Source organism: Streptomyces sp. NPDC001204, assembly GCF_053598035.1.
Genome location: NZ_JBSFJL010000015.1, coordinates 72017 through 97794, shown reverse-complemented (window position 1 = coordinate 97794; position 25778 = coordinate 72017). Strand labels below are relative to the sequence as shown.

The window sequence follows — 25778 nt, the reverse complement described above, 5'->3', positions numbered from 1 at the left end:
ACCCCATTCGTCCCATGATCACGTCGCCCGCACCCGGTGCTCCCCCCGCTGCAGCCACCCCATAACCACCTGATGCGCCCGCCACCCATCCGGAAACTTCGGCGGCACATCCAGGTACACAGGACTGCTCCGCGGATGCCGGTCCAGCAGGTCCCTGATGCCGGCGCGGGCCACCACGACGCACGCGAAGCGATGTCGGGACAGCAGGACGCACAGGCGGCCCGTCTCCAGGTGGAAGGCGGAGGCGTCCTGGCGGCCGGACAGCGGGTGCCAGACCAGGGTGACGTCGAATTCGCGGCCCTGGAGGCGGTTGGCGGTGTCCACGGTGATGTCGGTCAGGCCGCGGGCGGCGAGGCGGGAGCGGACCGCGTCCGCCTGCACGGTGCGTGCCGTGCCGATCGCGATGCGCGACGCGGTCAGGGGCTCCCCGTTGACCAGCGCGCCGCGCTCCAGCAGCCGGGCCGCCGTCGCCGCGAGGGCGTCCGCCACCTCCGGGTCCTGGTCCAGGGTGTGGCGGGCGGGGAGTTCCAGGTGGCCCCAGCCGGAGTCGGCGGCCCGGGCAAGGACGTCGTCCAGTGGGGTGGAGCCGTGGGACAGGCTGGCGTACGACAGGACGCGCTCCGGTGCCGTCGTACCGGGGACGAACCGGTAGAAGGGGTAGAAGGCTCGCTCGACCAGGGGTGCCGCCGTCTCCGGGAGGCGCCAGGAGACGGGGAGCTGGTGGCGGAGGAGGTCGGGGTTGTGGGCGAGGGTGACGTCGACCGCGTTGCGCAGGGGGTCCCAGGTCAGGCCGTGCCAGCGGTCGGTCTCCACGGTGGCGAAGGGGTCGAGCTGGCCGGGGTCGCCGACGAACAGGACCTGCGAGTCGTCCTGGGCGAACAGCGGGGCCGTCGCGAGCAGCCCGTCCGAGCGCATCTGGTACGCCTCGTCGACGATGGCCCACCGCCACGGCGCGCACTTGTCCGGGGTGACGAACGACCACTTCTTCGCGGTGGACACCACGACGGGCAGGTCACGCAGGTCCGTCACCTGGTTGCTCCCGGTCACGTTGGGGTGCCGGGTGACGCGGGGCGGGAGGACGTGGCCACTGGCATGGAGGCGGCCGAGTGCCAGACCGGGGTGCTCCCGCGCGATGCGGTCCACCAGGTCGTCGACCTGCTCGTTGGTCTGCGCGACGATCATGAGCTGGTGGCCGGCGGACGTCAGGTGCCCGGTGGCCTTCACCACCAGCGTGGACTTTCCGGCTCCGGGCGGGGAGTCCACGACGACGCCCCGGCCGGGCGCGGTGTCGAGGCTGGTCAGGATCCCCGCGACCGCCCGGTCCGCGCGTTCGCCGGGGGTGAGGGCTTCGGGCTCCCCAGTGTCGGGAAGGAGGGCGGTCACTCCCAGGTCTCCTCTGCGTCCTCGTCGGTGGGCTCGTACGGCTGCGGCGGACCGCCGTGGGTCCAGGGGGTGTTCTCCTCGTCGGGCAGGGCGGACGGCATGGCCGTGGGGTTGAGCGTGGTGTACGTCAGCTCCTCGCCGGCCTCCGCGAGGGTGCCGGACGGCGCCGGGGGCTTGCGCTTCCTCGCGAAGCCGCCCTCGAGCTGGAGCACCACGGTGTGGCTGCCGTCGTCCTCTTGTCGTACGTCGAGGATCCGGGCTCCCTGGCCGGGCCGAGCGGGGGACTTCACCTCCGTGCCGACCGCGAGGCCGACGCGGGTGTCGGTGCCGGTCCGGAGAGTGATCGTCGGACGCCACACCTGGGAGCCGGGACGGTCGCCGGGGACGAAGCGGTCCTCGTCCCTGGCCGTGACCGTGCCCGTGAACGCCTCGCCGGTCAGCTCGTACTCCGCCATCACCAGCGGGTCGTCGTACGCGCGCTGCGCCTCGTAGCGGGTGACCGCGTCCTCCAGCCGGGCCAGGCGGCGGGCGGCTCGGACGGCCTGGTCGCGGCGGGCCTGCGGGCGGCCGTCGGCGTCCAGGTACTCGGCGTACTCGGAGAACCAGCGCCGGTCGAGGGTCCAGCGGCCGGGGACGTGGGCGCCCTCCGGCAGTTCGCGGAGCAGCTCCACGCCGCGCCACATCAGATGCCAGGTGGGCAGCATCTGGCCGCTCAGCTCATGGTCGATCTGGCGGCCGACCGCCTCGCGTCCGCGGTCGTCGGACGCCTCGTCGTAGCGCGTCATCAACTCGTGCAGGGTCCGGTCGAAGACCGGGTCCGTGGATGGACCCGCCGGTGGCCACACGGCGGGGTCCTCCGCCTCCCGTGCCGCCCGCGCGCCGTCGCTGCCCTCCGGTGGATCGATCCAGGCGAGCAGGGACGCGAGGTGGGAGTCCTCGGAAGAACTCTGGCCCGTGGCCCAGTTGGCGGCGAGCAGCCGGGTCATGGCGAGGAGCACACCGGAGTCCGGGAACTCGGCCAGGTCCGCGAACCAGGTCAGCCACTTGCCGAGGGTCGGCACGGACGGGTCGACCGCGTACGGCCCCTCTGTGGCGCGCAGTCTGGTCAGCCGGCCGAGCAGGCGCACGTACGCGATGCCCTCGCCGTTCGGGACGAGGAGCTGCGGGGCCCGCCGGCAGCGCAGGCGTGCCTCTTTCTCCTTGCCGCGGCCGACGGTGTAGGGCTCCGTCTCCGTCCGGCACCCGTCGATGTACGCGAGGAGGAGGGCGGCAAGGCGCTCGGCGAACCGGAAGCGTTCGGCGCGGTTGCGTGGCTGGTGGGCGGTGAGGAGGGTCGGGTGCTCGGGGTCCGTACCCGCGAGCGCGGCCAGGGGCGCGCACGCCTCGCCGGCGAGGGTGAGCGGCACCAGGACGAACGGCTTCTCGTCCAGGTGCTGGTGGCGGACGGTCGTCAGCGGTTCGGCACGGCCGGTGCGGGAGGCCGTGAGCGTCGCGACGGTGGACAGGACGCTCATGCGGCCCCCCGGCGGAGTCGGCGCAGCCGGGCGGCGGCGCGCAGCAGGTCGGCGGCTTCCGCCTCGGCCTCTCCGGGGGCGGCGACGCCGTCCAGGTAGTCGAGCGCGGTGCGGGTGGAGTCGATGCCCGGCAGGTCGTTGCGCACGCCGCTGCCCAGGCGGGCCGGTGAGGCGCATCCGGCGGCCTCGTCGCGGCAATACCGCGCCATTTCGCAGAAGGACAGGCAGGAAGGTGTGTACGACGCGTCCAACGCCTCTATGGAAGAGGAGAGTTCGTCCGCGCTTCGGGTCGTGTCCAGGGTCGCCGTCTCGGGGAGCTGGGCCGCGAGGTCCTCGGCGCGCCGCAGCCGCGAGAGCTGGAACTTGAGGGCGTCGAGTTCCTGCCGGAGGTCGATCAGGCGGCCGTAGGGGCGGTTGGAGAAGTCCTTGGGGCAGACGAGCAGGAACTCGTGGGAGATCTGCTCGGTGGGCAGGCCGGCCGTCTCGAAGGCGCGGTGCAGCGCGAGGACGTACACCGCGGCCTGCTTGGCCGTCTCGGCGACGGCGGTCGGATTGGCCTGGCCGTCGATCGCCGCGAACGAGCGGATGAGGACGACGTGGAACTTCCCCCCGATGCGGTGGGTGAGCGCGTCCGGCTCCAAGTACGCCGTCTGACCGGCGACTTCGAGGGTGAGCAGGGGACGGTCGAGGATGAGCCGTACGTCCTGGCCGGAGGCCACGTGCGCGATGAGGCGGCGGGTCTCCCGCTCGCGCAGGTGCAGGGCCGTGTTGCCCCCTACCTCGTTGAGGTCGGTGACATGGGCCTCCGTCACGGGGACGGAGAGCTGCTCGCGCAGCAGCCGGATGAGCTCGGCGTAGCTGCCCCACTTCACGAGGCCGTGGAACGCCTGTTCGCGGGCGAGAGCGAAGGGGGACTGGCCGAAGCGCGGCTCGTATCCGACCTGCTGGGCCAGCAGCGCCTTGTCCACACCGGCGGCGTCGAGGACGGCGCGGCGGGCGCAGGCGGGATTGGCGGTCAGGGCGGTGATCTTACGGGCGGTGTACGGCTGAGGGGGCTGCGGTCCGCGCAGCCGCGCGAGTCGGTTGTCGGGAGGTTCGGACTGCTGCGAGGGCATCGTCTCTACTTCGGGAACGTCTTCGGGTACGTCTTCGGGAGCTCACCGGCGTGCGAGGCGTCTGACGTCATCGCCGTCGTGAAGGGGTCGTCAGGACAGGGTCCCACTCGTGTCGCGCAGGGCGTCACGCATCGGTGCCGCACCGAACAGCTGCTGTACGTCGGAGAGTTGGGTACGGGCGCGCTGCGCGGCCGCTTGCCGTTGCTGGTCGTCCTCCTGCTGGTGGACGGCCGCTTCGGCGTGGGCGGCCGCGATCACGCGGGCGGGGTCGGGTTCCGGGGCCGAGGCGTCGTAGGCGCCCGGGATCGTGAGGGCGAAACGGCGCAGCAGCCGCCAAGCTGCGTCGGGGGTCGGATGCCCCGCGGTGGCGAGCCGCTGGATCTGCTCGGCGGTTCCCACCGCGTGGGTGAGGAAGTCGGCACGCGGGCTGAGCGGGCCGATGATCCGCCGCTCCACGGGCCAGGTGGACAGGGCCAGGAGTCCGCGTGCGGGGACCAGGCGGTCGTGGGTCAGTGCCGCGCAGATGTAGTACGGGCGGGCATAGCCCTGTGCCGTGAAGGATCGCTCCTCGTCGCGGCGCAGGGACGCGAGTTTGGTGGCGACCAGCGACTCGGTGAAGAACGCCTCGTAGGTGGACGAGATGAGCTTCGGGGCGGCAGGGGCGCCCAGCAGGGTGAGTGCCTGGTGGACCTGTTCGCGGATCGGGATGGAGCCGTGCGTCGGGCGCTCCGTGCGGCGTGGTGCGCCTGTGGTTGCCGACGTTTGCGGCATCGGGGACTCGGCCGGGGATGCCTCGGTGTCCGGTTCCGCCTCGGTCTCGAGGGCGTGCTCCCAAGCGGCCTCGGCTTCGCGCAGCGCACGACGGATGCGCGCGGTTTCGGCCTTGTCCCGTGCGCGCACGGCACCGCGCAGCTCGGTGCGCAGGTGGGACAGGCGCTGCTCGAGTTCCTCCAGTGATGCCGCCATGCGGGGCAGCTTAGCGCAGCAACCAACCTGTGCCAAGAACTTCCAATGAATTCCAAGATTACCTGCTACGGTCGAATGCGGCGGCGCACCCGGCCGGTCCGAAGGGTGCCGTCTGTTCCGAGGCAAGGGGGAGGCAATGAGTCACGACACGACGGCATGGCACAAGCCGCACTGGCTGACCGGGAACGACGGCCTCGTGCGCGTGGGGCCCGGTACGGGCGGGAGCGAGGAGCACACCTGCCCCTCGCACGCCGCTGCCAAGGCCCGGCCCGGTCTGCAGCCAGCCCGGCCTCTCCGGCTTCCGAAGCCGGAGCTCGAGACGTTCACCCTCGGGCCGGTGATGGACGCCGTCGACCGGGTCGAGTTCCACGGCGAGACACCCGACCAGGCCCTGGCGGGGCTGCGCTCCCGCACCCCCGCCCTCCACCCCGGTCACCTGACGTATGCCGAGCACGCCCTCCGTACGTACATAGAAGCGTGCGCCGGCGACGGTGAGCAGTGGCTGCGGCCGGTCCGCCCCTACTGGGTGGCCCAGCGGGAGAACGGCAAGTTCTGGGAGATGTACGCCTGGTGGCGAAGGTACGAGTCGGCCGACGGACGACTGCGCGAGTACCGGCGGCTGCGGCACGGCGAGGCCAAGGACTCCGAGCCTGGCGAGATCGCCATCGCCGTGTACGTGGCGGTTCATGGGCACCAGGCGGCCTGGCCTCGGAAGTGGGCGCGCGCGTTCCAGCCGTATGGACCCGCCGCCCGGCCCGAGCGGGTGCGTGTCGTCGAAGTCGGGCTCGCCGACGGACGGCCGCGCGTGCAGTTCGACGGGACGGCCGAGGAAGCCGAGGACTACTACGCCGAGCACGGGCACGCGCACGTGGCCCGTATCGTGGCGGGCGGCAGGCCGGTACCCGGCTCATCCTGCGTCGACTGCAAGCAGTTCACGGGCTGCGAGGCCGTGCCGCGCAGGCCGGGTGTCCTCGGCCTTCCCGCGAGGGTGGCACCGCTGAGAAAGGTGTCGGTCAGCGATCTGCGCTATCACGCGGCCTGCCCCGCACAGGGATTCCTCCGTTCTCTGCACCTGCCCAAGTCTGACGAGTACGGCAGCGCGGCCAGGCTCGGCCAGGCGGTGCACGGCTGGATCGAAAAGCTGCACCGGCGCCCGGGATGGCCGCCGTGCGCGGCCGGCGACATGCCCCCGGAGGGCGAGAACTGGACAGAAGGCCGCTGGCGGGTCTCCGACGAGGACGCCGCGGCCGGTCGGGACATGCTGCTCCACCACGTCGACGCCTGTCCCTTCCAGGACGCCGCCCTCATTCAGCGGGTCGAGCCCGAAGCCCTCCGGGTCGTCCACGACACCGCGGCGCAGGCCGTCGTCATCGTCAAACCCGACCTGCTCTACCAGGAGGACGGCTCGTGGGTGTGGCGGGAGCTCAAGACGACACGGAAACGGCGCCGCCACCACGAGGACCCTCTTGACACCTACCCCCAACTCGCCCTGGCGGTCACGCTCCTGGCTCAGGGCGCGCTGGGCGGCGATCCGGACGGCTCGCGTGTCGAGGTGGAGATCCTCCGGCCGGACGGTTCCGATCCGCACGTGATCGACCCGACGGACCCCGGCCAGAAGCGGAAGGCGCTGTCGGTTCTGCGGCGGTACGCAGGACCGTGGCGGGAGGACGAGACATGGGACGCCCGCCCCGGCCCGCATTGCCGGTTCTGTCCGGTGTCCCGGTGGTGTCCGAGCGCCGCTGCCGCGCCCGACGGCGCCGTCGCGAGAGAGGGGGAGGCGTGACCACGACCGACATGAGGGATGCACGGTCCGAGGACGCCGTCGGCACGGACGAGGGGCTGCTCCGACAGATCGCCAGCGCCCTGGCGTGCCTGTCCCGGCAGAGGACGGTACCCAACCCGGTCTATCCGGCGAAGGTGCAGAACGCGTACAACCGCCTCGTCCTGCACTGCCTGCGCCGGGGCGAGGAACCGCCGGACAGTGTGCCGCAGATGGTCCGCTGGGCTTGTGAACGGCCGCTGATCGAGTGGCCGTTGGAGCTGCCGCCCGAGAACTTTCCGGGCACGGCTCTGCTCGTCGATCCGGAGACCCGGCTGCCGCACCAGCTGTGTCTGGAGTGGGAGGTGAGCGCGGCCGACCCGGCCGCCGAGCTCTTCGAGAACGAACGCATCCGGGAAGCACTCGCCGTGTGCCGTGCGGCCAAGTCCCCGCAGGCATACACCGCGTTCCGGGCCCTGCTCACCTCCAGGCCCGTGCTGACCGGCGCCGAGCTGGCGCTGCTCGGCGGCGATCCCGACTGCGGAATGCTGCTGCACGACGTTATCAAGCGCTGCTACGAGCCCGTGCCCGCCTCCTACCTGCGGCGCGGCACGTACCGGCAGTGCGCTCGCTGCCGCTGCCTGATGGTGCCGCTGCTGCACGGCGGCCACCGATGTGAACTGGACCGGTGCCGCCGCGACGGCACTTCGGACGACGGCACGCCGCTCCGTGCCGACAAGGGCGGGGTCTTCCAGCTCAGCCGCCCCCTGCGGATGTTCATCACCAGCCCCGGGCTTGCGGAGACCGATCTGCAAGCCGCCCTGGAGAAGCAGTTCGGAATCACCGCCGAGATGTGGCCCAACTACGACGCGTACGACCTGCGCGTCCCCCTGCCGGGACGACGGCACTGGGCGGTGGACGTCAAGGACCGGGTGAACCCCGTTCTCCTGGCGCGCTCCCTCACGCCGTTCAGGAACGAGCCGCCGTACGACCGGGCGTTCCTCGTCGTGCCCCGCTACCGCTTCCGCGACAACGAGGCGTATGGGCGGCAGTTTTGCCGCAACCTGCCGGAGGACCTGGCCGATCGGGTCACCCTGCTGGACGACCGGGCCTTCCTGCGGCTGGTCGCCGATGAGATCTCCATCCCACGTGACAAGGCGGGGGACCCGCGTACCGAAGGAGGACGCCGTGCGTGACCGCAGAGGATGGCACCGGCGCTGCTCGCCGCAGCAGCTCACCGAGGTGTGGCCGGCGAACCTCGGCAGCTTCCGCCCCGGCGACCTTCTCGACGTCGAACTGGGCCTGTACCTCCTGGAGGACGTGACGCCCACCCGCACGGCCGCCGATGTCTGGCCGCTGCTGGGCGGTTACCCGTACAGCGAGGTGTTCGGAGACGTCCGCACCGACGAACAGCGGCTGCGCGTTCTGCGCGCCCGCCACTATCTGTGGGACATGCGGCGACGGCACGCCTGGTCGGAGGCGCTGACCGACTACCTGAAGGTCCCCCAGCACCTGCGCGGATACGACATCGACGGACCCGGCTCCGTACCGAGCCGTCGGGAGCCGTCGCGCGCCGCAAGCCGTTTCGAGATCTTCGAAGAACTGCTCTGCACCCCTCCGCGGTTCGCGACGCGGTCCATTCCGTTCGCCGAGGAGGGAGAGCACACCTTCCGGGTGCAGGACCGTACCCACTCCGTGGTGTTCGACGAGGAACTGCTGACGGACACCCTGCCGCGCGCCCACGCGCTTGACGCACCACTGGCCGGGTGTGGAGAGCCCGTCGACGTCACCTGGGAAGAGCTCGAGAAGGCCGCCGACGAGATGGACGCCGTCGAAGCGTCGGCACCGGAGGGGGCGCGGGGCGGCTGGGCCGGGCGGCTCCGGCGGGTGAAACTGCTCGTGCGCGACGCGGAACTCGGCCGCTTCACCGAACAGGGACGGCTGAGGATCGAGCGGCTGCTGCACCTCGTGGGGATGGTGGGAGCCGGCAAGTCCACCCTCCGGGACATCCTGACCTACCACCTCGTGACCCGGACACCCCGCCGGGTCACCATCGTCGTCGGCGACGTGGCCGAGACGCTCGCCGTGGTGGAGCAGTTCGACCGGCTCGGTGTGCGGGCGGCGCCGATCCTCGGGCACTCCACCAGGGAGCGCAACATCAACCGGCTGCACCGCCGCACCGCCACGGCCGGCGCCGCCACCATGCTCGGGCACGACCACGCGGGCTTCGCCTACCTCAGTAGCGCCTGCCCCGTCGACGTGCTGCGCGGCCTGGAAGCCCGCCGCCCGCTCGGCGTCCGCGAAGCACCGTGCATCACGCTGTACACCGTCCCCGAGCAGCAGGCCACGGACGGCGATCCCCTCCTCGACAAGGAGTACAGCACGCAGCGTGACGCACAAGGCCCGAAGCCGCAGCGGAGACTGTGCCCGTTGTGGAACCGCTGTCCGCGCCACCGCGGGGCTCGTGATCTGGTCGACGCACAGGTGTGGGTCGCCACCCCGGCGGGTCTCGTGCACAGCTCCGTCCCGCTGCACCAGCACCAGGAACAGCTCCGGTACCTCGAACTCGCATGCCGGCTCAGCGACCTGATCATCGTCGACGAGGCCGACCGGGTGCAGATGCAGCTCGACACGGCCTTCGCGCCGGCCAGCACTTTGGTGGGCAAGGCCCCGAACTCCTGGTTCGACGAGGTCGCCGTCCACAAGTTCCAGCAGATGGCCCGGGACGGCCGGCTCCAGCTGTCCGCCCGTGACGTCGACGACTGGACCAACGCCGTCAACACGGTCAGCGCCGCCACCGACCGCCTCTTCGCCCTGCTCGTCAAGGACGACAAGCTCAGGCGGTGGATCAGCGTCGACTACTTCAGTGCCTTCACCCTCCACAACCTGCTGCTGGACAGCTGGTTCCCGGGGCGGAAGGAGGGCGAACGCCCGCCTGCGGCGGCCCGGACACTGGACGGTGCGCTCGGTCGGTTCCGCGACGACCCGCTGCACGAGCAGCAGAGCACAGGAGACGACGATGAAGTGACACCCTTGGTGAACACCTTCGTCCACCTCGCTTTGGAACTCCTGCACGCGCCCCAGGGAGCACGGACGCGTGAGAGGCTGCGCGACACCCTCACCGACATCGTCGGAGACGACAGCACAGTGCTCGCGGACGCCGACCTCCAGGCCCGGCGCTTCGAGTTCACCCTGCTCCTTTCCGCTCTGCACAGCCGCCTCGACTTCATGACCACGTTGTGGCCGCGCGTCGAGGCCGCCCTCAATCTCGAGAGCGCCTCGAACGTGCTCTCCCGCAGGCCCCCCAAGGACTACGAGGCGGTCATCCCCGAGTCGCCCATGGGTAACGTGCTCGGCTTCCAGTTCCGCCACGACGACCGTGAGCACGATGGTGACCGCAGCGGTGAACTCCGCTTCTTCCACTGCAACGGCGTGGGCCGCGAACTACTCATGCGGCTCGGTGACCTGTGCGCCGTGGACGGCCGCCCGGGCCCGCACGTCCTACTCATGTCCGCGACGAGCTGGGCGGGCACCTCGAGCAGGTACCACGTGCACGCCGAGGTCGGTGCCGTTCTGCGTCCTCACGACGAGGAAGTCGAAGCCGTCCTGGGCAGCGAGTTCCGCAAGGAGTTCCTGTACTGGCCGGGGAACGACCGGCCCAAGCCGCTGCGCCTGTCCGGCTGCGACCCCGAGGAAAGGCCGCAGGCCCTTCTGCACATGCTGCACCAGCTGGCGGTGCCCGACCGGAGCCTGCCCGACGCCGAGAGCATGCTGGACGCCGAGCTGAAGGAGATCGACGATCCGGACCGCCGCCGCATCCTGTTGCTCGTCGGCAGCTACGACGAGGCACGCCGAGCTGCCGAGTACCTCAACCAGATCCCCGAGTGGAACGGCCGCGTCACCCGACTCGTGTCCGACGACGCGGACTCCGACACCGCCTGGACCCGGCTGCCGGAGGACTCCGCCGCACGGACACTGCCCCGCGGTGACGTGAAGGCCTTCCCCTCGGTCGGCGGCGACATTCTCGTCGCGCCGCTGCTCGCCGTGGAGCGAGGACACAACATTGTCCTGCGCGATGGCAAGGCGGCCATCGGCACGGTCTACTTCCTGGCACGCCCCCACCCCCGGCCCGACGACATCTCACTCGCCATCCAGTCCATCAACGACTGGGCCGTACGCCAACTCCGGGATGCCGACGGCTCCTTTCGGCAAAACGCACTCGCCGCCGCCACCCCCGACCAGGCAGCCGTGGCGTTCCGCAGCCGCGCACGCCGTCAGTGGAACCGCTTCCTCACCCGACGGCTGGCCTGGTCCAGCCTGCGAGACGAGGAGAAGGCGGCGTTCACCTGGGACCAGCTCGTCGTCATGTGGCAGGTCATCGGTCGTCTGGTGCGCGGCGGCGTGCCAGCCCGGGTGGTCTTCGTGGACGCGGCTTTCTCTCCCAGGGAAGCCGGATTCCAGGACACGGACACCCCCGACACCAGCCTGCTGGCGAGCATGCGTGAGGTGCTCGCCCCCTTCTTCGAGGACGGGAACACGGCGGAGCGGCACCTTGCCCCGATCGACAAGTCCCTGGTCCGTGAGCTGTACGAACCGCTCTATCGCGCCCTGGTGGACATGGGCTGACGGCATCCGTCACCACAGCGCACCGCCGGCGTGTACGCGTCGCGTCCGAAGACTTCACGCCTTGCTCCGAGGAGAACCGACACCATGGCCTACCAGCACAACCGTCCGGCGGCGTACCTGCCCGACCCGGCACGGGGACCCTTCGTCGTCCCGATGCACACGCTCTCCCTGCCCGCCCACTGGGAGGAACCACTCCTGAGCCTCCACCACGGCGGAATGACCGAGGGGCAGGCCGAGCGACGACGCCGCGTACCCACAGCGGCTGTCAACCAGCTGATGCGCGCCACCGCGCCGGACATCGTCACGGTCGACTCCACGGCACGGTTCGGTTCGGAGAACCCCTGGCTGTACTGCCAGGACGCGTACCCGATGGCGGTGACGAACCTCTACATCGCCACCTGGCTCAAGAGCCTCCCGCGCGATGCCGGCGATCCCGAGACCGCGCCCCTGCTGATGAACTGCTTTCGTGACCTCGACACCGCGGCTCTCAGCTGGCGGCCCGGCAGGGTCGACCTCCTCGAGCAGAAGGTGTCGCCCGGAGGAACCGCTCTACCCGCGCCCCACGTGTACCGGTTGCTTCCCGACGTCCTCGCCGAAAGGATCGCGCGCCAGGGACCGTACGAACACCACGGGCAGCAGCTGTCGTTCCGACAGGTCGCCGGCCGCACGGGGGCCAGGGGGCAGGGAAGCGGGGGCGCCGAGCTGATGTCGAACGTGATCGAGTACGCACCCGGGCGGCGCAGTGGCGGCGACGGCAAGCCGGCCTACTACGCGGCGACCCTCCGCATCACCGTGCGCACCGTTCCCTTCTCACCCGTCTCGCGCGTCCACGTGGCCGCCGGCGTGCGTCGGTTCGTCACCGGCAAGGTCTACATGCCGTACGGCAAGGGCGTGTCCGCGTACCTGCTCCCGGACGACTCCCTCGTCCACGACGGCCCGCAGCCGCAGCGTTTCGCCGTCGCCATGCTGGAGTGGAAGAACGGCACCACGGACTGGCGTCAGGGCGGAGCAGAAGGAATGCTCGCCGGAATCAGCGCACTCAACGCCCTGCCGTCCCCGGACCGGCTGGTGAAGGAAGCCGACCACTGGATCCACGGCCGGGACGGCATCCGGATCGCGATCGGGCACCAGGCGGCCATGGGCAGGCACACGATCGGCACCGGACTGATGCCCAGTGAACGCCGACGGCTGATCGAGTGGGCGGAGCAGGCGATCGCTCCCGAATTCGTCTCCGTTCCGAAGCTCGAGCGCAGCGCGTACGCGCGGCCGCCCAAGAAGCAGCTCAAGAAGCTGCCGTCCATTCCCAAGAACATGGAAGAGAAGGATCCCGAAGAGCGCGCGGTCATCCTGGACCAGCGTGAGCTGAACGCGGCCCACAACGCTCAGGTTCTGCGGGCACGCCTGGCCGAAGCTCTCGAAGGGGAAGACCTCACCGCGGTCGTGCTCCACCAGAACGACGCCATCCGCGATCAGATGATCGCAGCGGCGGAGACTGGGCTGGGGCTGGCCGGGCACCGGCGTGAGCAGGGTCCCGATACCTGGGTGTGGGAGGCGAAGGAGCTGACCGTCCGGCTGCACGTGCGGCCACTGGGCGCTCTCGGTGCACCGCTGGGAGGCGACGGCGTGCCGCGCCGGGGGCAGGAACACGACAAGGCCATCGAGGAGCGCCGTATCGGTGTCGCGCGGGCCATGGGCGCCCTGCGGGAAGCCGTCCCCGGGGTGCGGCTGGCCTTCGTGGAGCTCGACGGGCAGGATGCCTTCCGCCACGCCAAGCGACGGACCGACCCCAAGCACGCGATCCGCCTCGGCTGCGCGGACGCAGGCCTGGTGACCCAATTCATCCGTCCACCGGAACCGGAAGCGGAGACGGAGGAGGCTCTCGCCGATGCAGGTCTGCGTGCCGCCGCGGCCTGGTCGGACGGCCTGCGCCAGACTGGCATGCGGCTGGTGCCTCAGCACACGCTCGGTGACACGCTCATCCCCGCAAACCTGAACCAGGTGGCCTTCCACCTCGTGGAACGCCGCCTTGACGGGCCCACGGGCAAGCAGCAGTTCACGCCGATCGCGGTGCTCATCCGACCAGGCGCGAAATGCGTGCTGGGCAAGTCGGCCGACATGCACGCATGGGTGCCGTACCCCGAACTCCTCAAGTCATTGACGGGAAGGGTCGAAGGCAGGAAGAACAGCGCGGAGCAGTCGGCCCTCATGGCGGCCTTCGTCAAGAAGACCCTCGCGCAGCTGCGCAGTACCCCGACGCTCGTTCTGACCCACGCCCAGGACGTCCGGAAGCGCTGGCCATGGCTGAGGAACGACGGGCTGGAACGGGACAGGCTCGGCCTCGACGGGGGTCCCCTTCAGCGGATCGGTCTGTACGGCAAGCAGCTTCGTATCGTTCGGATCGCCGATGGCAGCCGGGACGAAACGGCACAGTGCTGGGCCGAGGCGGAGGAACTCTCTCCCAAGTTGGAGGGCCAGCAACGTGGGGGCATCGCGATGGGGCTGTGGCGGCCCGGAGTGCGGGGTGACTCGGACCGCGTCTTCTACAGCACGACCGGCAAGTCCGGCTCGCAGCCAAATCTCACCAACGACGACGCCAAACTCACTCCGCACACCAACGCCTCGGGCAACAACGCCTACCGGCCGACGGCGAACGCCTGGAATCCGGACCTCCTCGAACTGACCGTCGCGTGCCTTCAGCCCGGTGACGATGCGGAAGCATGGGCCGCATTCGTCCACCAGCAGCGTTTCAGCGAGGACTACCGTGCTGGTCGCGAGGGGTTGGCTCTGCCCTTGATCCTCCACCTCGCGCGACTCGCGGACGATTACGCTCTGCCTCACGAGATCGAGGAGGCTTTGGACCCGACGGAGCCCCAGGCTGCGGCCACGCCGGACGATGCTCTGTCGGGCCAGCTGGCCTTCGACTTCGACCTCGATGACGGGGATGACGACGAATGAAGCTTCCTGCTGGGGAGCCGAGGGAGTCTCACCCCTCGGCTCCCCAGCGGGTAAGGCCTCTACTACCTCAGGGGCGTAGGTGCGGCCATCAATAAATGCATACGCATACTCTCGGGGAGTGATCTTGCGGCCCGCGGGAACCTCAACATCAATTAGTCCTGTTGTGCCTGGTCAAGGGATCTCGTGAACGTCCCACCATCGCATGGGACTTCGGCCTTATGGCCGGGGTCCTTGTGGCGTTTTTGTAGCTGATCGTGATGCCCGAGGGGCCTTTCTTATCGGCGTCGACGGCCTGGATGCGCTGTGCGATGCCTTCGAGCCTCTCAGTGATCGCTTGGATCTGGCCGGCGGTGAGGGGCGCCTCCTTCTTCCGAGTGACGGCGGGCAGCGCATCGAGCTTCTTCTGCGCCGCGTCCCTGTCGCGCTGCGCTTCGTTGGTCCAGTGGGTGACGACGGCCGGATCGGCTCCGGCGTCGAGGGCGGCCTGGTAGCGGGCGAGCCGCCGCTCACATTCCCTGCCCCCGAGATTCCGCGGTCCCGCGCGAACCGCGGAATCTCGGGGCGGCGCGCTCCGGCAGGGAGCGTCGGCCGGTCAGCCGGCTGGCCGCGATTCCAGCATTCTCCTGGCCTCGGCGACCACCGCCGGGTCGGTGACGAAGTACGTGTCCTGCTCGGCGGAGGCGCTGGAGGCGCCGAGGGGGATCCACGCACCCCCCCGCCGGGGTTCGGCGCGGCGCTTCGCGGAGAGGTGGACGGCGGCGACACCGGCGGCGGTCAGGGCCGGGATGTCGGCAGGGCGCACCCCGCCGCCCGCCATCACCTGTACGCCGGGCGCGGCCTCGACCATGGCGGCGAGCGCGGCGAGTCCCTCTCCGGCGGCCGGGGCACCGCCGGAGGTGAGTACCCGGGTGAGCCCCAGGGCGGGCAACAGCGCGGCGGTGGCGACCGGGTCCGCGGACAGGTCGATCGCGCGGTGCAGGGTCACCTCGACGGGGCGGCCCGCGTCATGAGCCGCCGCGGCGAGGCGGTTGACGGCCTCGGTGTCGAGGCCGCCGTCGGCGGTGAGCGCGCCGACGACCACGCCGGAGGCGCCGGAGGCGATCACGGACCGCACCTCGGCGACCATCAGGGCGATCTCCTCGGCGTCGTGGACGAAGTCGCCCGGTCGGCAGCGGACCAGGACCTGCACCGGCAGGCCTACGGCGGCGACCGCCTCGACGAGGGCGGCCGACGGGGTCAGACCGCCCAGTTCCAGGCCGGTGCAGAGTTCGACGCGATCGGCTCCGTGGTCGAGGGCGACACGGGCACCGGCCGGTGAGGTGACGGCGATCTCCAGTGTGGGCCGGCGGACCGGTCCGGCAGGGCCGGGCCGCCCGAGCCCGGGAACCTCGTCGTCCGCCACCGGTGCCGGGACCCGGCTCGCGCCGCCGGCCCGGGGCAGGCCGAGGGGCCGGGTGGTGTGGTCGGTCATTCGTCGTCCCCGGTGAGCGGCTGGTCGGAGGCCGGGATGATACGGGCTGTCAGGTCCGGGTCGGCCATGTCGCGGTCGAAGGGGAACATCGGGCGGCGGATGCGGCGGTGGCCGAGGCGTACCAGGTCCTGGTCGACACCTCCGGGGGTGAGGGCCATCTTCCAGCCGACCGACATGTCGAACAGCTCGGGCTCCAGGTAGCCGATCTTGACGATCACGATGTCGGCGGAGCGCGGGTCGAGGCCGAGGTCGGTGAAGTCGTGCTCGTGGTGGTACGGCTTGCGCAGCCCGGTGAGGATCGCGTACACGCTGCCGACCCGGATGACGACCTCGGTCCCGGCGTCCCGGTCGCCGTGCCGGATCGCGTGGACCACGCCGGTGAGGGTGACGGGGCCGGCGTGCCGGTCGTCGACGTCGGCGCCGGCGCTGACGGTGACGGTGGCGCCGACCCCGGCGGCGACGGCGGTCTCGATCGCGGCGGGGCCGGGTACCGAGGCGTAGATGACGGTCGGCCCTTCCTCCTTCTGGAACTCGGGGCGCTCCAGCAGCCGGGTCAGGCCCCAGGTGACGTCACCGGCGCCGCCCGCGGTGGGGTTGTCGCCGGTGTCGCTGATGAAGTACGGCCGCTGGTCGGAGGCGAGGGCCTCGTCGAGGAGTTCGTCGTAGGTGCCGGTCGGGGCGACGAAGTCGAAGTCGTGGCGGGCGTTCCAGAAGCCCCGGGCGAGTCGTTCGGCCCCGGCCGAGACCGCCGCCGCGTCGTCGCCGGTGACGACCACGACGGCGCGGTTGCGGGGTTCGTCGGCCCAGGCGTAGCCGACCCAGATGGCGGCGTCCGTCACGCCGTCGGCGGCCTCGACCTCGTCGACCGCCGCGTACACGCTCTTCGCGGGTTCGATCCGGGTGGAGGTCTGCTCGCCGGCCAGCAGCACCGGGACCGGGACCCACGCCTTGACCGGGCGGGGGGCGCCGGACGCCAGCAGGTCGACCAGGTTGCGGACGGCACGCTCCTTGGTCTCCATGTGGTCCTCGTGCGGGGCCATCCGGTAGCAGGTGATCAGGTCGCTGCGGTGGGTGAGTTCGCGGGAGACGTTGCCGTGCAGGTCCATCGAGGTGGAGATGATCACGTCGGGGCCGACGGTGGCGCGGATCCGCTCCAGCAGCACGGCCTCGGCGTCGTCGATCCCCTCCACGGTCATGGCGCCGTGGATGTCGTACCAGAGACCGTCCAACCGGGGCAGCGCGGCGAGGCGCTCGATGAGCTCGTCGGTGAGCGCGGTCCAGGCGGTGGCGGTGACGGTGCCGCCGGGCAGCGACTTGCCGACCAGAGCGCCGTGCCATTCGGCGGCCTCACGCAGTTCCTCGCCAGGGGCGAGGAAGGGGTACCGGTCGAAGATCTCGGCGCCGCGCGAGGGGTGGAAGGCGGGGGCTTCGGTGCGGGCCGGGGAGAAGGTGGAGGACTCGATGCCGAGCCCGGCGACGGCGATGACCGGGCGGGCGGCGGGGGTGCGGGTGTGCGACATGGCTCCTCGGGCGGGGTGTGGTGCGTGAGGCTCGTTCCGCGGCCCCCCACGAGGGGGCGTGCCGCGGACTTCGATATCTGGGCGGGTGCGGGGACTTCGGGAGTGGCCCCTGGACAGACCCCTGGGTTCAGGGCTCGGGGGCCGGGACCGGGGGATCGTCCGGGAGCCGGGGTACGGGCTGCGGTTACCGGGCGGGTACGTCGCCGTGTGCGCGGAGTAATTTCCGTGACTGCCAGGCTTTTTGCAGCAGCGTCAGATCCCTCCGCGGCCTGCGGCGGTGTGCTGCCGGTCGGCGCCGGTGGTGTGGCCGATGTCGCCGAGGGCGCGGGTCAGGGCGCGCTGCAGGGCGAAGAGTCCGGCGCCGACCAGGCCGGCGTCGGCGCCGAGACTGGCCCGCTCGATGGTGAGGTGTTGGGTCACCAGCGGGTGGCAGCTCTCGTAGAGCTTGCTGCGCACCGCGGCGACGAACGGTTCGAGGGTGGAGAGGATGCCGCCGAGGTAGACGGCGTCCGGGTTGAAGAAGTTGACGTTGGCGGCGAGCACCTGGCCGAGGTGGTCGCCTGCCCTGCGGACGGCGCGGGTGGCTTCCGGGTCGGCGTCGGTGGCGAGCCGCACCACGTCCTCGGGGCTGGCGACGTCGAGACCGCGTTCGCGCAGGATGCGGACGAGCGCGGCGCCGGACGCCACCGTCTCCAGGCAGCCGGTGTTGCCGCAGGAGCAGGGGATGTCGGCGCCGCCGTCGATGCGGATGTGGGTGATGTCGCCGGCGGCTCCGGTGGCGCCCCGGTAGAGGCGACCGTCGGCGATGACGCCGGCACCGATCGCCGAGCCGATCTTCACCATGATCGACTGCCGGTGCTCGGCGGGTCGGACGCTCTGCTCGCCGACCGCCATGCAGTTGGCGTCGTTGTCGACGGCAGCCGGGACCCCGAAGCGGTCCTCCAGCCAAGTGGCGACCGGGAAGCGGTTCCAGCCGAGCATCCGGGACGGCAGGACGACGGCGCCGGAGGCGACGTCCACCGGCCCGGGCAGGGAGAGCCCGACGCCCCGGAGCCGGTCGCGTCCGCGCTGCTCGGCGAGGGACTCCAGGTGCTCGACGAGCCTCGGCAGGGCGGCCTCGGGACCGTCGGCGACCTCGAACGGGACGTTGGCGACGCCACGGACACCGCCGCCCGGGAGCACCACACCGATCCGGGCATGCCGGCCGCCGACGTCGGCGGCGACGGCGTACTCGTCGTTGCTGCCCGCCCTGAGGACCCTGCGGGGGCGGCCGCCGGTGGAGGACTGGGTGCCCTCCTCGGCGATGAGCCCGCGCTCGACCAACTGAGCCACGGTGAGGGAGATGGTGGAGGCGGCCGTGCCGAGGAGTTCCGCGAGTTCGGCGCGGGACGACGCCTGGCCCGAGGCGACGAGTTCGAGGACCCGCGTGGCGAGGGTGGCCGTGCCCTTCGGGGACACGCCCTTGGTGGTCTTGCGGTCCCGTGCACTTATTTCAGTCATGTACGAAGTAACTTCCGCAACGGTGGGTGTGACGGAGACAGTACGCCCGTCCAGGCGGGCGGGGAACAGTTCCATGAAGAAAGTTGGGGAGTGTCGATGCAGGTGAAATCGCCTCAAATTGACGCATAGACACTGCCTGAGACGCCTGGAGTGGATGGATGTGACTTTTGTCGAGGCTGTAGAAACTTACTTTTTACTAATTCTTGTTTGTTTGTTCGGCGAGTCCGTCGTTGACTGTCGGCCGTACACAGCGCCGACCCCGCGGCGCCGACCCGGTCTCCCGGGACGGGTCCTTTCACTCTGAGGAGAGCCATGTTCCTTGCTCACACGGCGGCCGGCCGCCGCTGGGCCCTCGTCGCGGGTGCCGCCGTCACCACCGGCGCGCTGCTCACCGGCTGTTCCGGCGGTGGTACCTCGTCCTCGGGCTCGGCGTCGTCGGACACCATCAACTACGCCCTCCCGGCGAACTTCACGCCGAACTGGATCCTCCCGGTCGGCACCGCCTCGCACCTGAACACCAACAACTCCTCCATATCCCAGGCCGTCTGGGAGCCGCTGATCGCGTACGACGGCTCCACCGGCAAGGTCGGCTGGAACAAGGACAACTCGCTGGCCACCGACGCGAAGTTCGCCGCGGACAGCAAGAGCGTGACGATCACCCTCGGCGATCGTCACTGGAGCGACGGCAAGCAGATCACCTCGCGCGACGTCGAGTTCTGGTTCAACCTGGTCAAGGCCAACAAGGCGGACTGGGCAAGCTACAGCCCGGGCAAGGCACCGGACAACTGGACCTCCTTCAAGACGATCGACCCCACGCACTTCACGATCACCTTCGACAAGGCGTACAACCAGGAGTGGATGCTCGCCAACGAGCTGAGCATGATCCGCACGATGCCGCAGCACGTCTGGGACAAGACCAGCGACTCCGGCGCCGTCTCCGACCTGGACCGCACCGCCGCCGGCGCCAAGAAGGTCTGGACGTACCTCAACAACGCCGCCAAGAAGATCTCCGGCTACGCGACCGACCCGCTGTGGAAGACGGTCAGCGGCCCGTACACCATCAAGTCGTTCTCCACCGCGGGCAAGGTCGAGCTGACCGCCAACGCGAAGTACGACGGCGGCGGCAAGGCCAACATCAAGAACGTCAACCTGCTCCCGTTCACCACCACCGAGGCCGAGGTGAACGCCCTCCGCGCCGGCACCGTCGACTACGGCTACATCAACGCCACCGACCTGAGTCAGGAGTCGTCCTTCAAGGCCAAGGGCTACTCGGTGAAGCCGTGGACCGGCTGGGCGATCACCTACCTGCCGTACAACTTCAACAACCCCACCATGGGCCCGGCGTTCAAGCAGCTGTACGCCCGCCAGGCGATCCAGATGTCGGTGGACCAGACCACCCTCTCCAAGGTGGTCTTCAACGGCACCGCCGTCTCCACCTACGGCCCGATCCCGCAGGGCCAGGACTCGTCCTTCGTCTCCTCGGAGCAGAAGAACAACCCGTACCCCTTCGACACCGCCAAGGCGAAGAAGCTGCTCACCGACCACGGTTGGACCGAGCAGGGCGGCACCATGGTGTGCACCAGCCCCGGCACCGGCGACAACCAGTGCGGCGCGGGCGTCGACAAGGGCACCAAGTTCGAGATGGAGGTGCTGTCCCAGTCCGGCTCCACCGTGACCGACAACATGATGAGCGCGCTGCAGTCGTCGTTCGCGAAGACCGGCATCAAGTTCGGCATCAAGACCGCCCCCGTCAACTCCGTCCTGTCGCAGGCCGGCCAGTGCACCGCCGACCAGTCGAGCTGCAAGTGGCAGCTGTCCTTCTTCGGCACCGCGGGCAGCTGGTACTTCCCCGCCTACCCGAGCGGTGACTCACTGTTCGCCACCGGCGGCGGCTCCAACTTCGGCAACTACTCCAACGCCGAGGTCGACAAGCTGATCACCGAGACCACCACGTCCTCCTCGAACGAGGCGGTGCAGAAGTACAGCGCCGCGCTCGCCAAGGACCTCCCCGTGGTCTGGCTGCCGGAGCCCGACTACCAGATCTCCGTGGTCAAGGACGGCCTCGGCGGCTTCGCCCAGGACTCCCTCGCCAACTTCCACCCCGCCATGTGGAAGTGGACCAAGTAAGCCCGGTCGGTGCCCGCGCGGGCCTGCGGAGTCGCCCGGCCACCCGGCCGGGCCGCCGCGGGACCCGCGCGCACCCCTCGCGCGCCGGCGCCACACCGGCACCCGCCACGCCGGCACCCACGTCGCAGTGACGTCCATGCCCAGGTGACGCCCGCGCGCGCCACAGACACGAAGCGACCGGAAAACACATGAGTACTTCCTCGTACCTGATCAGACGTGTCCTCCAGGCCGTCGCGGTGATCGTCATCGTGACGATCGTCGTCTTCGGCCTGCTGCACGCCCTGCCCGGAGGCCCCGCGCGCGGGATCCTCGGGCCGCAGGCCACCGCACAGCAGATCGCCCACTTCAACCACGAACAGGGTCTCGACAAGCCCCTGCCCGTGCAGTACTTCTACTACCTCGGCCAACTGCTGCACGGGGACCTCGGGACCTCGTACACCCTCAACGAGCCGGTCTCCCAGCTCATCACCGAGCGGCTGCCGAAGACCCTGGTCCTCACCGTGCTGTCGGCTCTCGTCGGCCTCGTCCTCGCCATCCCGATGGGCATGTGGCAGGCCGTGCGCCGCAACAAGCCGGTGGACTACGTCATCACCACGCTGAGCTTCATCGCCTACTCCACGCCCGTGTACTTCCTCGGGCTGATCCTGGTACTGGTCTTCAGTCAGGCGCTGGCGTGGTTCCCGTCGCAGGCTCCGCAGGGCGAGACGCTGGGCCAGGTGTTCTCCGAACCGCAGGCCCTGGTACTGCCGGTGGTCGCGGGCGCGGCCTCCATGGTCGCGGTGTTCAGCCGCTACATGCGGGCGGCCACCCTGGAGAACCTCTCCGAGGACTACGTCCGCACGGCCAGGGCGGGCGGCTCCCGCGCCCGCGCCATCCTGTGGCGGCACGTGTTCCGCAACTCGCTGACGCCCGTGGTCGCCATGCTCGGCTACTACGTGCCGGTGCTCTTCGGCGGTGCCCTGGTCGTCGAGCAGCTCTTCAACTACCCCGGCATGGGGCTGCTGTTCTGGACCGCTGCGCAGTCCTCCGACTACCCGGTCCTGCTGGGCTGCGTCCTGGTGATCGCCGTCGCCACCGTCGTCGGCACCCTGCTCGCCGACATCGTCCAGCGGATCATCGACCCCCGAGTGAAGGCAGGCCGGGCATGAGCGCCGTCATCCAGCCGGACATGGCCCCGACGAAGGCCGCCGGGCCACGTGAAGCCTCCGGCGCACGACTCGCCGTCCGCCGCTTCCTGCGCAACAAGCTGGCCGTCGTCGGACTCGCCGTCGTGGTCCTCTTCATCCTGTTCTGCTTCGCCGGTCCGCTGGTGTACTCCACCGACCAGACCCACACCATGCTTCAGCAGGTCAACCTCGCCCCGAGCGGCGCGCACTGGCTCGGCACCGACGCCGTCGGCCACGACGAGCTGGGCCGGCTGATGTACGGCGGCAAGGTCTCCCTGATCGTCGGCCTCGCCGCAGGCGTCCTCGCCACCGTCATCGGCACGCTGTGGGGCGCCGCCGCCGGTTACGCGGGCGGCTGGATCGACGCCGTGATGATGCGGATCGTCGACGCCGGCATCGCCATCCCCGCGCTGTTCATCCTGCTGGTGGTCTCCGCCATCACGACGCCCGGTCTGACCGGTCTCGTCCTCATCCTGGGCCTGGTGTCCTGGCTGGTGCCGTCCCGGCTGGTCCGCGCCGAGACACTGACCCTGAAGAACCGGGACTACGTCCTGACCCTGCGCGCCATCGGCGGCACCCACGCCCGGGCGATCCTGCGCCACATCCTGCCGAACTCGGTGTCCACCATCATCGTCGCCGCGACCTTCCAGGTCGCCGACGCCATCCTGCTGGTCGCCTACGTCTCCTATCTGGGCATGGGAGTCAGGCCGCCGCAGACCGACTGGGGCGGCATGCTCTCCGCCGGTCTCACCGCCGCCTACTCCGGCTACTGGTGGCTCATCCTGCCGCCCGGCCTGGCCATCATCCTGGTGGTGTGGGCGTTCAACGCGATCGGGGACGGGCTCCGCGACGCATTCGATGTGAGGGGACGCGGATGACCGCCACCACCAAGGGCTCCGCCGCCCGCACCGCGGCGTCCGGCCCGATCCTCGAACTCGACGACCTCGGCGTCGTCTTCACCACCGAGACCGGCGACGTACCCGCGGTCAGGGGCGTGTCCCTCCAGGTCCGGCCGGGCGAGACGCTGGCCCTGGTCGGCGAGTCCGGCTCCGGCAAGTCGACCATCGCGCTCGCCGCGATGGGCCTGCTCGCCGGGAACGCCCGCGCCACCGGCAGCGCCGTCATCGCCGGCACCCAGATCGTCGGCGCCTCGGAGAACGGCCTCGCGGCGCTGCGCGGCAAGACCGTCTCCATGGTGTTCCAGGAGCCGGCCACCGCGCTCGACCCGCTCACCCGGATCGGGAAGCAGATCGCCGAGGTGATCCGCAACCACCGCGAGGTGTCCGCCAAGGGCGCCGCCGCCGAGGCCGTCGAACTGCTGCGCCGGGTCGGCATCCCCGAACCGGAGAAGCGCGCCCACGCCTACCCGTTCCAGCTCTCCGGCGGACAGCGTCAGCGGGTCGTGATCGCCATGGCCATCGCCAACGAGCCAGGCCTGCTCATCGCCGACGAGCCGACCACCGCCCTCGACGTGACCGTGCAGGCCGAGATCCTCGACCTGCTGCGCCGGCTCGCCGTCGAGACCGGCACCGGCGTGCTGCTCGTCACCCACAACATGGGCGTCGTCGCCGACTTCGCGGACCGGGTCGCCGTCATGTACCACGGCGAGATCGTGGAGACCGGACCGGTCGAGGACGTCCTGCTGCGCCCCGCCCACGACTACACCCGGCGCCTGCTGGCCGCCGTGCCCCGGCTGTCCGTCGCCGAGGCCGCAGACGGCACCGGCCGGCTTGCCGCGTCCGTCCCGGCCCAGACGAACCGTTCCGCGGCCGAGCCGTCGGCCTCGCCTGCCGGGCACGGCGGCCCCGAGGGCGAAGCGGTGGTCGAACTGCGTGACCTCAACGTGGTGTTCGGCCGCGGCAAGGCCGCCGTACGCGCCCTCGACGGAGTGTCGTTCCGGGTCGGGCCGGCGGAGACCCTGGGCCTGGTCGGCGAGTCCGGCTCCGGCAAGTCCACCGCCGCCCGGGTCGCGCTCGGCCTGATCCCGCCCACCTCCGGCACCGTCTCCCTGTTCGGCGCCGACCTCGGCCGCACCCGCGCCCGGGCCCGCCGCGCCCTGCGGGCCGGTATCGGTGTCGTCCTCCAGGACCCGGTGGCCTCCCTCGACGCTCGGATGACCGTCGGCGAGTGCATCGCCGAACCCCTCCGGGTGCACCGTCGCGACCTGTCCGCCAAGGACCGGCAGGCCAAGGTCGCCGCCGTCCTCGACCGGGTCCGGCTGCCACGCGAACTCGCCCGGCGTGCGCCCCGCGAACTCTCCGGCGGACAACGCCAGCGGGTCAGCCTGGCCCGAGCCCTGATCCTGGAACCCCGGCTGCTGGTCGCAGACGAACCCACCAGCGCGCTCGACGTGAGCGTGCAGGAAGCGGTCCTGGAGGTCATCACCGAACTCCAGGGCGAACTCGGCTTCGCCTGCCTGTTCGTCTCCCATGACCTCGCCGTCGTACAGCACTTCGCGCAGCGCGTCGTCGTGATGCGCGCCGGCCGCATCGAGGAGCAGGGCTCCACCGGGACGACCCTGCTGCACCCGGAGACCGACTACACACGCCGTCTGCTGGCCGCCGTGCCGGTGCCCGACCCGGTGGTGCAGCGAGGCCGCAGGGCCGAACGCCTGGCCACCCTCGCGGCCGGCCGTACGGAGGCCCAGGCGTGACCGGACCTCTTCTCTTTCCCTACACCCCGCAGGACCCCGCCATTCCCAGCACCCTCCGGCCGCTGTTCGCCGGCATCGACATCGGCGGCACCACCACCCAGGTGGTGGTCTGCTCGGACGACCTGACCGTCCTCGACCGCGCGGAGGCCGCCACCCCGGCGCTCGAGGGCGGCCGGGCCATGGTCGGCGCCGCGCTCGACGCGCTCGCCCCGCTGCTGGCCCGCACCCCGGGCCGCCTGGTGGGCGCCGGAATCGGCGCCGCCGGGGTGGTGGACTCCGCGAACGGCCGCATCCTGGTCGCAAGCGACTCCTTCCGCGGCTGGGCCGGCTTCGCCGTCACCGCCGCCGTCGAGGAGGCCCTCGGCGTCCCGGCCTTCCTGGACAACGACGTCAACGCCTTCCTCTACGGGGAGGTCTGCGGCGGAGCGGTGCGCGGCGAGGCCGACGTCCTCGGCATGACCCTGGGGACCGGCGTCGGCGGCGCTCTGTGGACCAACGGCTCCCTGTACGCGGGTCCGCACGGCGCGGCCGGCGAGATCGGGCACATCCCCGGCTTCGGTGACCTGCCCTGCTCCTGCGGCGGCCGGGGCCACCTGGAGACGTTGGCCTCCGGCCGCTCCATCGGGGCTCGTTACGCCGACCGCACCGGCCACCGCCTCACCGCCCGCGAAGTCGCCGAGGCCGCTGCCCACGGCGACGAGGACGCTCTCGCGGTGTACCGCGCCGCGGGAGCGGGCATCGCCCGCGCGATCGTCATCACGGCGGGCGTCGTCGACATCACCACGGTGGTCGTCGGCGGCGGCGTCAGCCGCGCCTGGCCCCTGCTTGAGCCGGTCATCCTGTCCGCCCTCGCCGTCGACCCCCCGGTCAGCGGCCACCCCGTCCGCCTGGTCCAGGCCGCCCTGGCCTCCGACGCAGTCCCGGTCGGTGCCGCCGCCCGCGCCCGACGCGAACTGGGTACGGAGGTGAGAGCGACGGCGTAGGGACCCACCAGCCCCCGAAGTCCGCGGGCCCAACCCGCGG

Annotated in this window: 16 protein-coding genes; 9 read left to right on the top strand and 7 right to left on the bottom strand. The window is 70.9% G+C overall.

The features are described 5' to 3' along the window. Positions 1-18 precede the first annotated feature (18 nt). The 4 genes from ACWC91_RS21515 to ACWC91_RS21500 form a co-directional block, all read right to left on the bottom strand. Positions 19-1383 (bottom strand): AAA family ATPase, encoded by a 1365-nt coding sequence (locus tag ACWC91_RS21515; RefSeq protein WP_450639928.1) that lies wholly within the window; start codon positions 1381-1383, stop codon positions 19-21. Beyond that, a complete protein-coding gene (locus tag ACWC91_RS21510; RefSeq protein ID WP_450639927.1) occupies positions 1380-2897 on the bottom strand; it encodes a hypothetical protein in 1518 nt (505 codons plus the stop codon). Before ACWC91_RS21510 ends, ACWC91_RS21515 begins: the two co-directional genes overlap by 4 nt. Continuing rightward, positions 2894-4012, bottom strand: coding sequence for a hypothetical protein (locus tag ACWC91_RS21505; protein ID WP_450639925.1), 1119 nt, complete (start codon positions 4010-4012; stop codon positions 2894-2896). Before ACWC91_RS21505 ends, ACWC91_RS21510 begins: the two co-directional genes overlap by 4 nt. A gap of 90 nt (positions 4013-4102) precedes the next feature. Next, positions 4103-4978, bottom strand: coding sequence for a hypothetical protein (locus ACWC91_RS21500; RefSeq protein WP_450639923.1), 876 nt, complete (start codon positions 4976-4978; stop codon positions 4103-4105). 136 nt (positions 4979-5114) lie between these two features. On the opposite strand from ACWC91_RS21500, the gene ACWC91_RS21495 reads away from it, so the two are divergent. The 4 genes from ACWC91_RS21495 (at position 5115) to ACWC91_RS21480 (ending at position 14318) form a co-directional block, all read left to right on the top strand. After that, positions 5115-6761, top strand: coding sequence for a PD-(D/E)XK nuclease family protein (locus ACWC91_RS21495; protein ID WP_450639921.1), 1647 nt, complete (start codon positions 5115-5117; stop codon positions 6759-6761). Next, entirely contained in the window at positions 6758-7933 is a 1176-nt protein-coding gene (locus tag ACWC91_RS21490) for a pPIWI_RE_Y domain-containing protein (RefSeq protein ID WP_450639919.1), read from the top strand. The genes ACWC91_RS21495 and ACWC91_RS21490 overlap by 4 nt, the downstream gene beginning before the upstream one ends. Next, entirely contained in the window at positions 7926-11363 is a 3438-nt protein-coding gene (locus ACWC91_RS21485; RefSeq protein ID WP_450639917.1) for a pPIWI_RE_Z domain-containing protein, read from the top strand. The genes ACWC91_RS21490 and ACWC91_RS21485 overlap by 8 nt, the downstream gene beginning before the upstream one ends. An 84-nt stretch (positions 11364-11447) precedes the next feature. Beyond that, positions 11448-14318: a pPIWI_RE module domain-containing protein gene (locus tag ACWC91_RS21480; protein ID WP_450639915.1), complete on the top strand. Its 2871-nt coding sequence runs from the start codon at positions 11448-11450 to the stop codon at positions 14316-14318. 592 nt (positions 14319-14910) lie between these two features. Here the strand turns inward: ACWC91_RS21480 and ACWC91_RS21475 are convergent. The 3 genes from ACWC91_RS21475 to ACWC91_RS21465 all read right to left on the bottom strand — a co-directional run bounded on the left by ACWC91_RS21475 (position 14911) and on the right by ACWC91_RS21465 (position 18809). Further along, positions 14911-15789 (bottom strand): copper homeostasis protein CutC, encoded by an 879-nt coding sequence (locus tag ACWC91_RS21475; protein WP_450639913.1) that lies wholly within the window; start codon positions 15787-15789, stop codon positions 14911-14913. Then, on the bottom strand, positions 15786-17309 hold the full coding sequence (locus tag ACWC91_RS21470; RefSeq protein WP_450639911.1) for a M81 family metallopeptidase: 1524 nt from the start codon (positions 17307-17309) through the stop codon (positions 15786-15788). Before ACWC91_RS21470 ends, ACWC91_RS21475 begins: the two co-directional genes overlap by 4 nt. A 252-nt stretch (positions 17310-17561) precedes the next feature. Continuing rightward, a complete protein-coding gene (locus ACWC91_RS21465; protein ID WP_450639910.1) occupies positions 17562-18809 on the bottom strand; it encodes an ROK family protein in 1248 nt (415 codons plus the stop codon). Between the two features lie 312 nt (positions 18810-19121). Between ACWC91_RS21465 and ACWC91_RS21460 the strand changes: the two genes are divergently transcribed. The 5 genes from ACWC91_RS21460 to ACWC91_RS21440 all read left to right on the top strand — a co-directional run bounded on the left by ACWC91_RS21460 (position 19122) and on the right by ACWC91_RS21440 (position 25738). After that, the gene (locus ACWC91_RS21460; protein WP_450639909.1) at positions 19122-20936 is read left to right on the top strand and encodes a peptide ABC transporter substrate-binding protein; all 1815 of its coding nucleotides are present in this window, start codon (positions 19122-19124) and stop codon (positions 20934-20936) included. A gap of 188 nt (positions 20937-21124) precedes the next feature. Continuing rightward, positions 21125-22084 (top strand): ABC transporter permease, encoded by a 960-nt coding sequence (locus tag ACWC91_RS21455; RefSeq protein WP_141356626.1) that lies wholly within the window; start codon positions 21125-21127, stop codon positions 22082-22084. Beyond that, positions 22081-22980, top strand: coding sequence for an ABC transporter permease (locus tag ACWC91_RS21450; RefSeq protein WP_281156202.1), 900 nt, complete (start codon positions 22081-22083; stop codon positions 22978-22980). Before ACWC91_RS21455 ends, ACWC91_RS21450 begins: the two co-directional genes overlap by 4 nt. Further along, complete coding sequence (locus ACWC91_RS21445; RefSeq protein ID WP_281156203.1) at positions 22977-24755, top strand: dipeptide ABC transporter ATP-binding protein; 1779 nt, start codon at positions 22977-22979, stop codon at positions 24753-24755. Before ACWC91_RS21450 ends, ACWC91_RS21445 begins: the two co-directional genes overlap by 4 nt. 62 nt (positions 24756-24817) lie before the next feature. Then, on the top strand, positions 24818-25738 hold the full coding sequence (locus ACWC91_RS21440) for an ROK family protein (RefSeq protein WP_263638611.1): 921 nt from the start codon (positions 24818-24820) through the stop codon (positions 25736-25738). Positions 25739-25778: the final 40 nt, after the last annotated feature.

Excerpts from the sequence above, each read along its gene's own strand:
- ACWC91_RS21510 (WP_450639927.1), bottom strand. The coding sequence starts at position 2,897 with ATGAGCGTCCTGTCCACCGTCGCGACGCTCACGGCCTCCCGCACCGGC.
- ACWC91_RS21505 (WP_450639925.1), bottom strand. The coding sequence starts at position 4,012 with ATGCCCTCGCAGCAGTCCGAACCTCCCGACAACCGACTCGCGCGGCTG.
- ACWC91_RS21500 (WP_450639923.1), bottom strand. The coding sequence starts at position 4,978 with ATGGCGGCATCACTGGAGGAACTCGAGCAGCGCCTGTCCCACCTGCGC.
- ACWC91_RS21495 (WP_450639921.1), top strand. The coding sequence starts at position 5,115 with ATGAGTCACGACACGACGGCATGGCACAAGCCGCACTGGCTGACCGGG.
- ACWC91_RS21480 (WP_450639915.1), top strand. The coding sequence starts at position 11,448 with ATGGCCTACCAGCACAACCGTCCGGCGGCGTACCTGCCCGACCCGGCA.
- ACWC91_RS21475 (WP_450639913.1), bottom strand. The coding sequence starts at position 15,789 with ATGACCGACCACACCACCCGGCCCCTCGGCCTGCCCCGGGCCGGCGGC.
- ACWC91_RS21470 (WP_450639911.1), bottom strand. The coding sequence starts at position 17,309 with ATGTCGCACACCCGCACCCCCGCCGCCCGCCCGGTCATCGCCGTCGCC.
- ACWC91_RS21465 (WP_450639910.1), bottom strand. The coding sequence starts at position 18,809 with ATGACTGAAATAAGTGCACGGGACCGCAAGACCACCAAGGGCGTGTCC.
- ACWC91_RS21460 (WP_450639909.1), top strand. The coding sequence starts at position 19,122 with ATGTTCCTTGCTCACACGGCGGCCGGCCGCCGCTGGGCCCTCGTCGCG.
- ACWC91_RS21455 (WP_141356626.1), top strand. The coding sequence starts at position 21,125 with ATGAGTACTTCCTCGTACCTGATCAGACGTGTCCTCCAGGCCGTCGCG.
- ACWC91_RS21450 (WP_281156202.1), top strand. The coding sequence starts at position 22,081 with ATGAGCGCCGTCATCCAGCCGGACATGGCCCCGACGAAGGCCGCCGGG.
- ACWC91_RS21445 (WP_281156203.1), top strand. The coding sequence starts at position 22,977 with ATGACCGCCACCACCAAGGGCTCCGCCGCCCGCACCGCGGCGTCCGGC.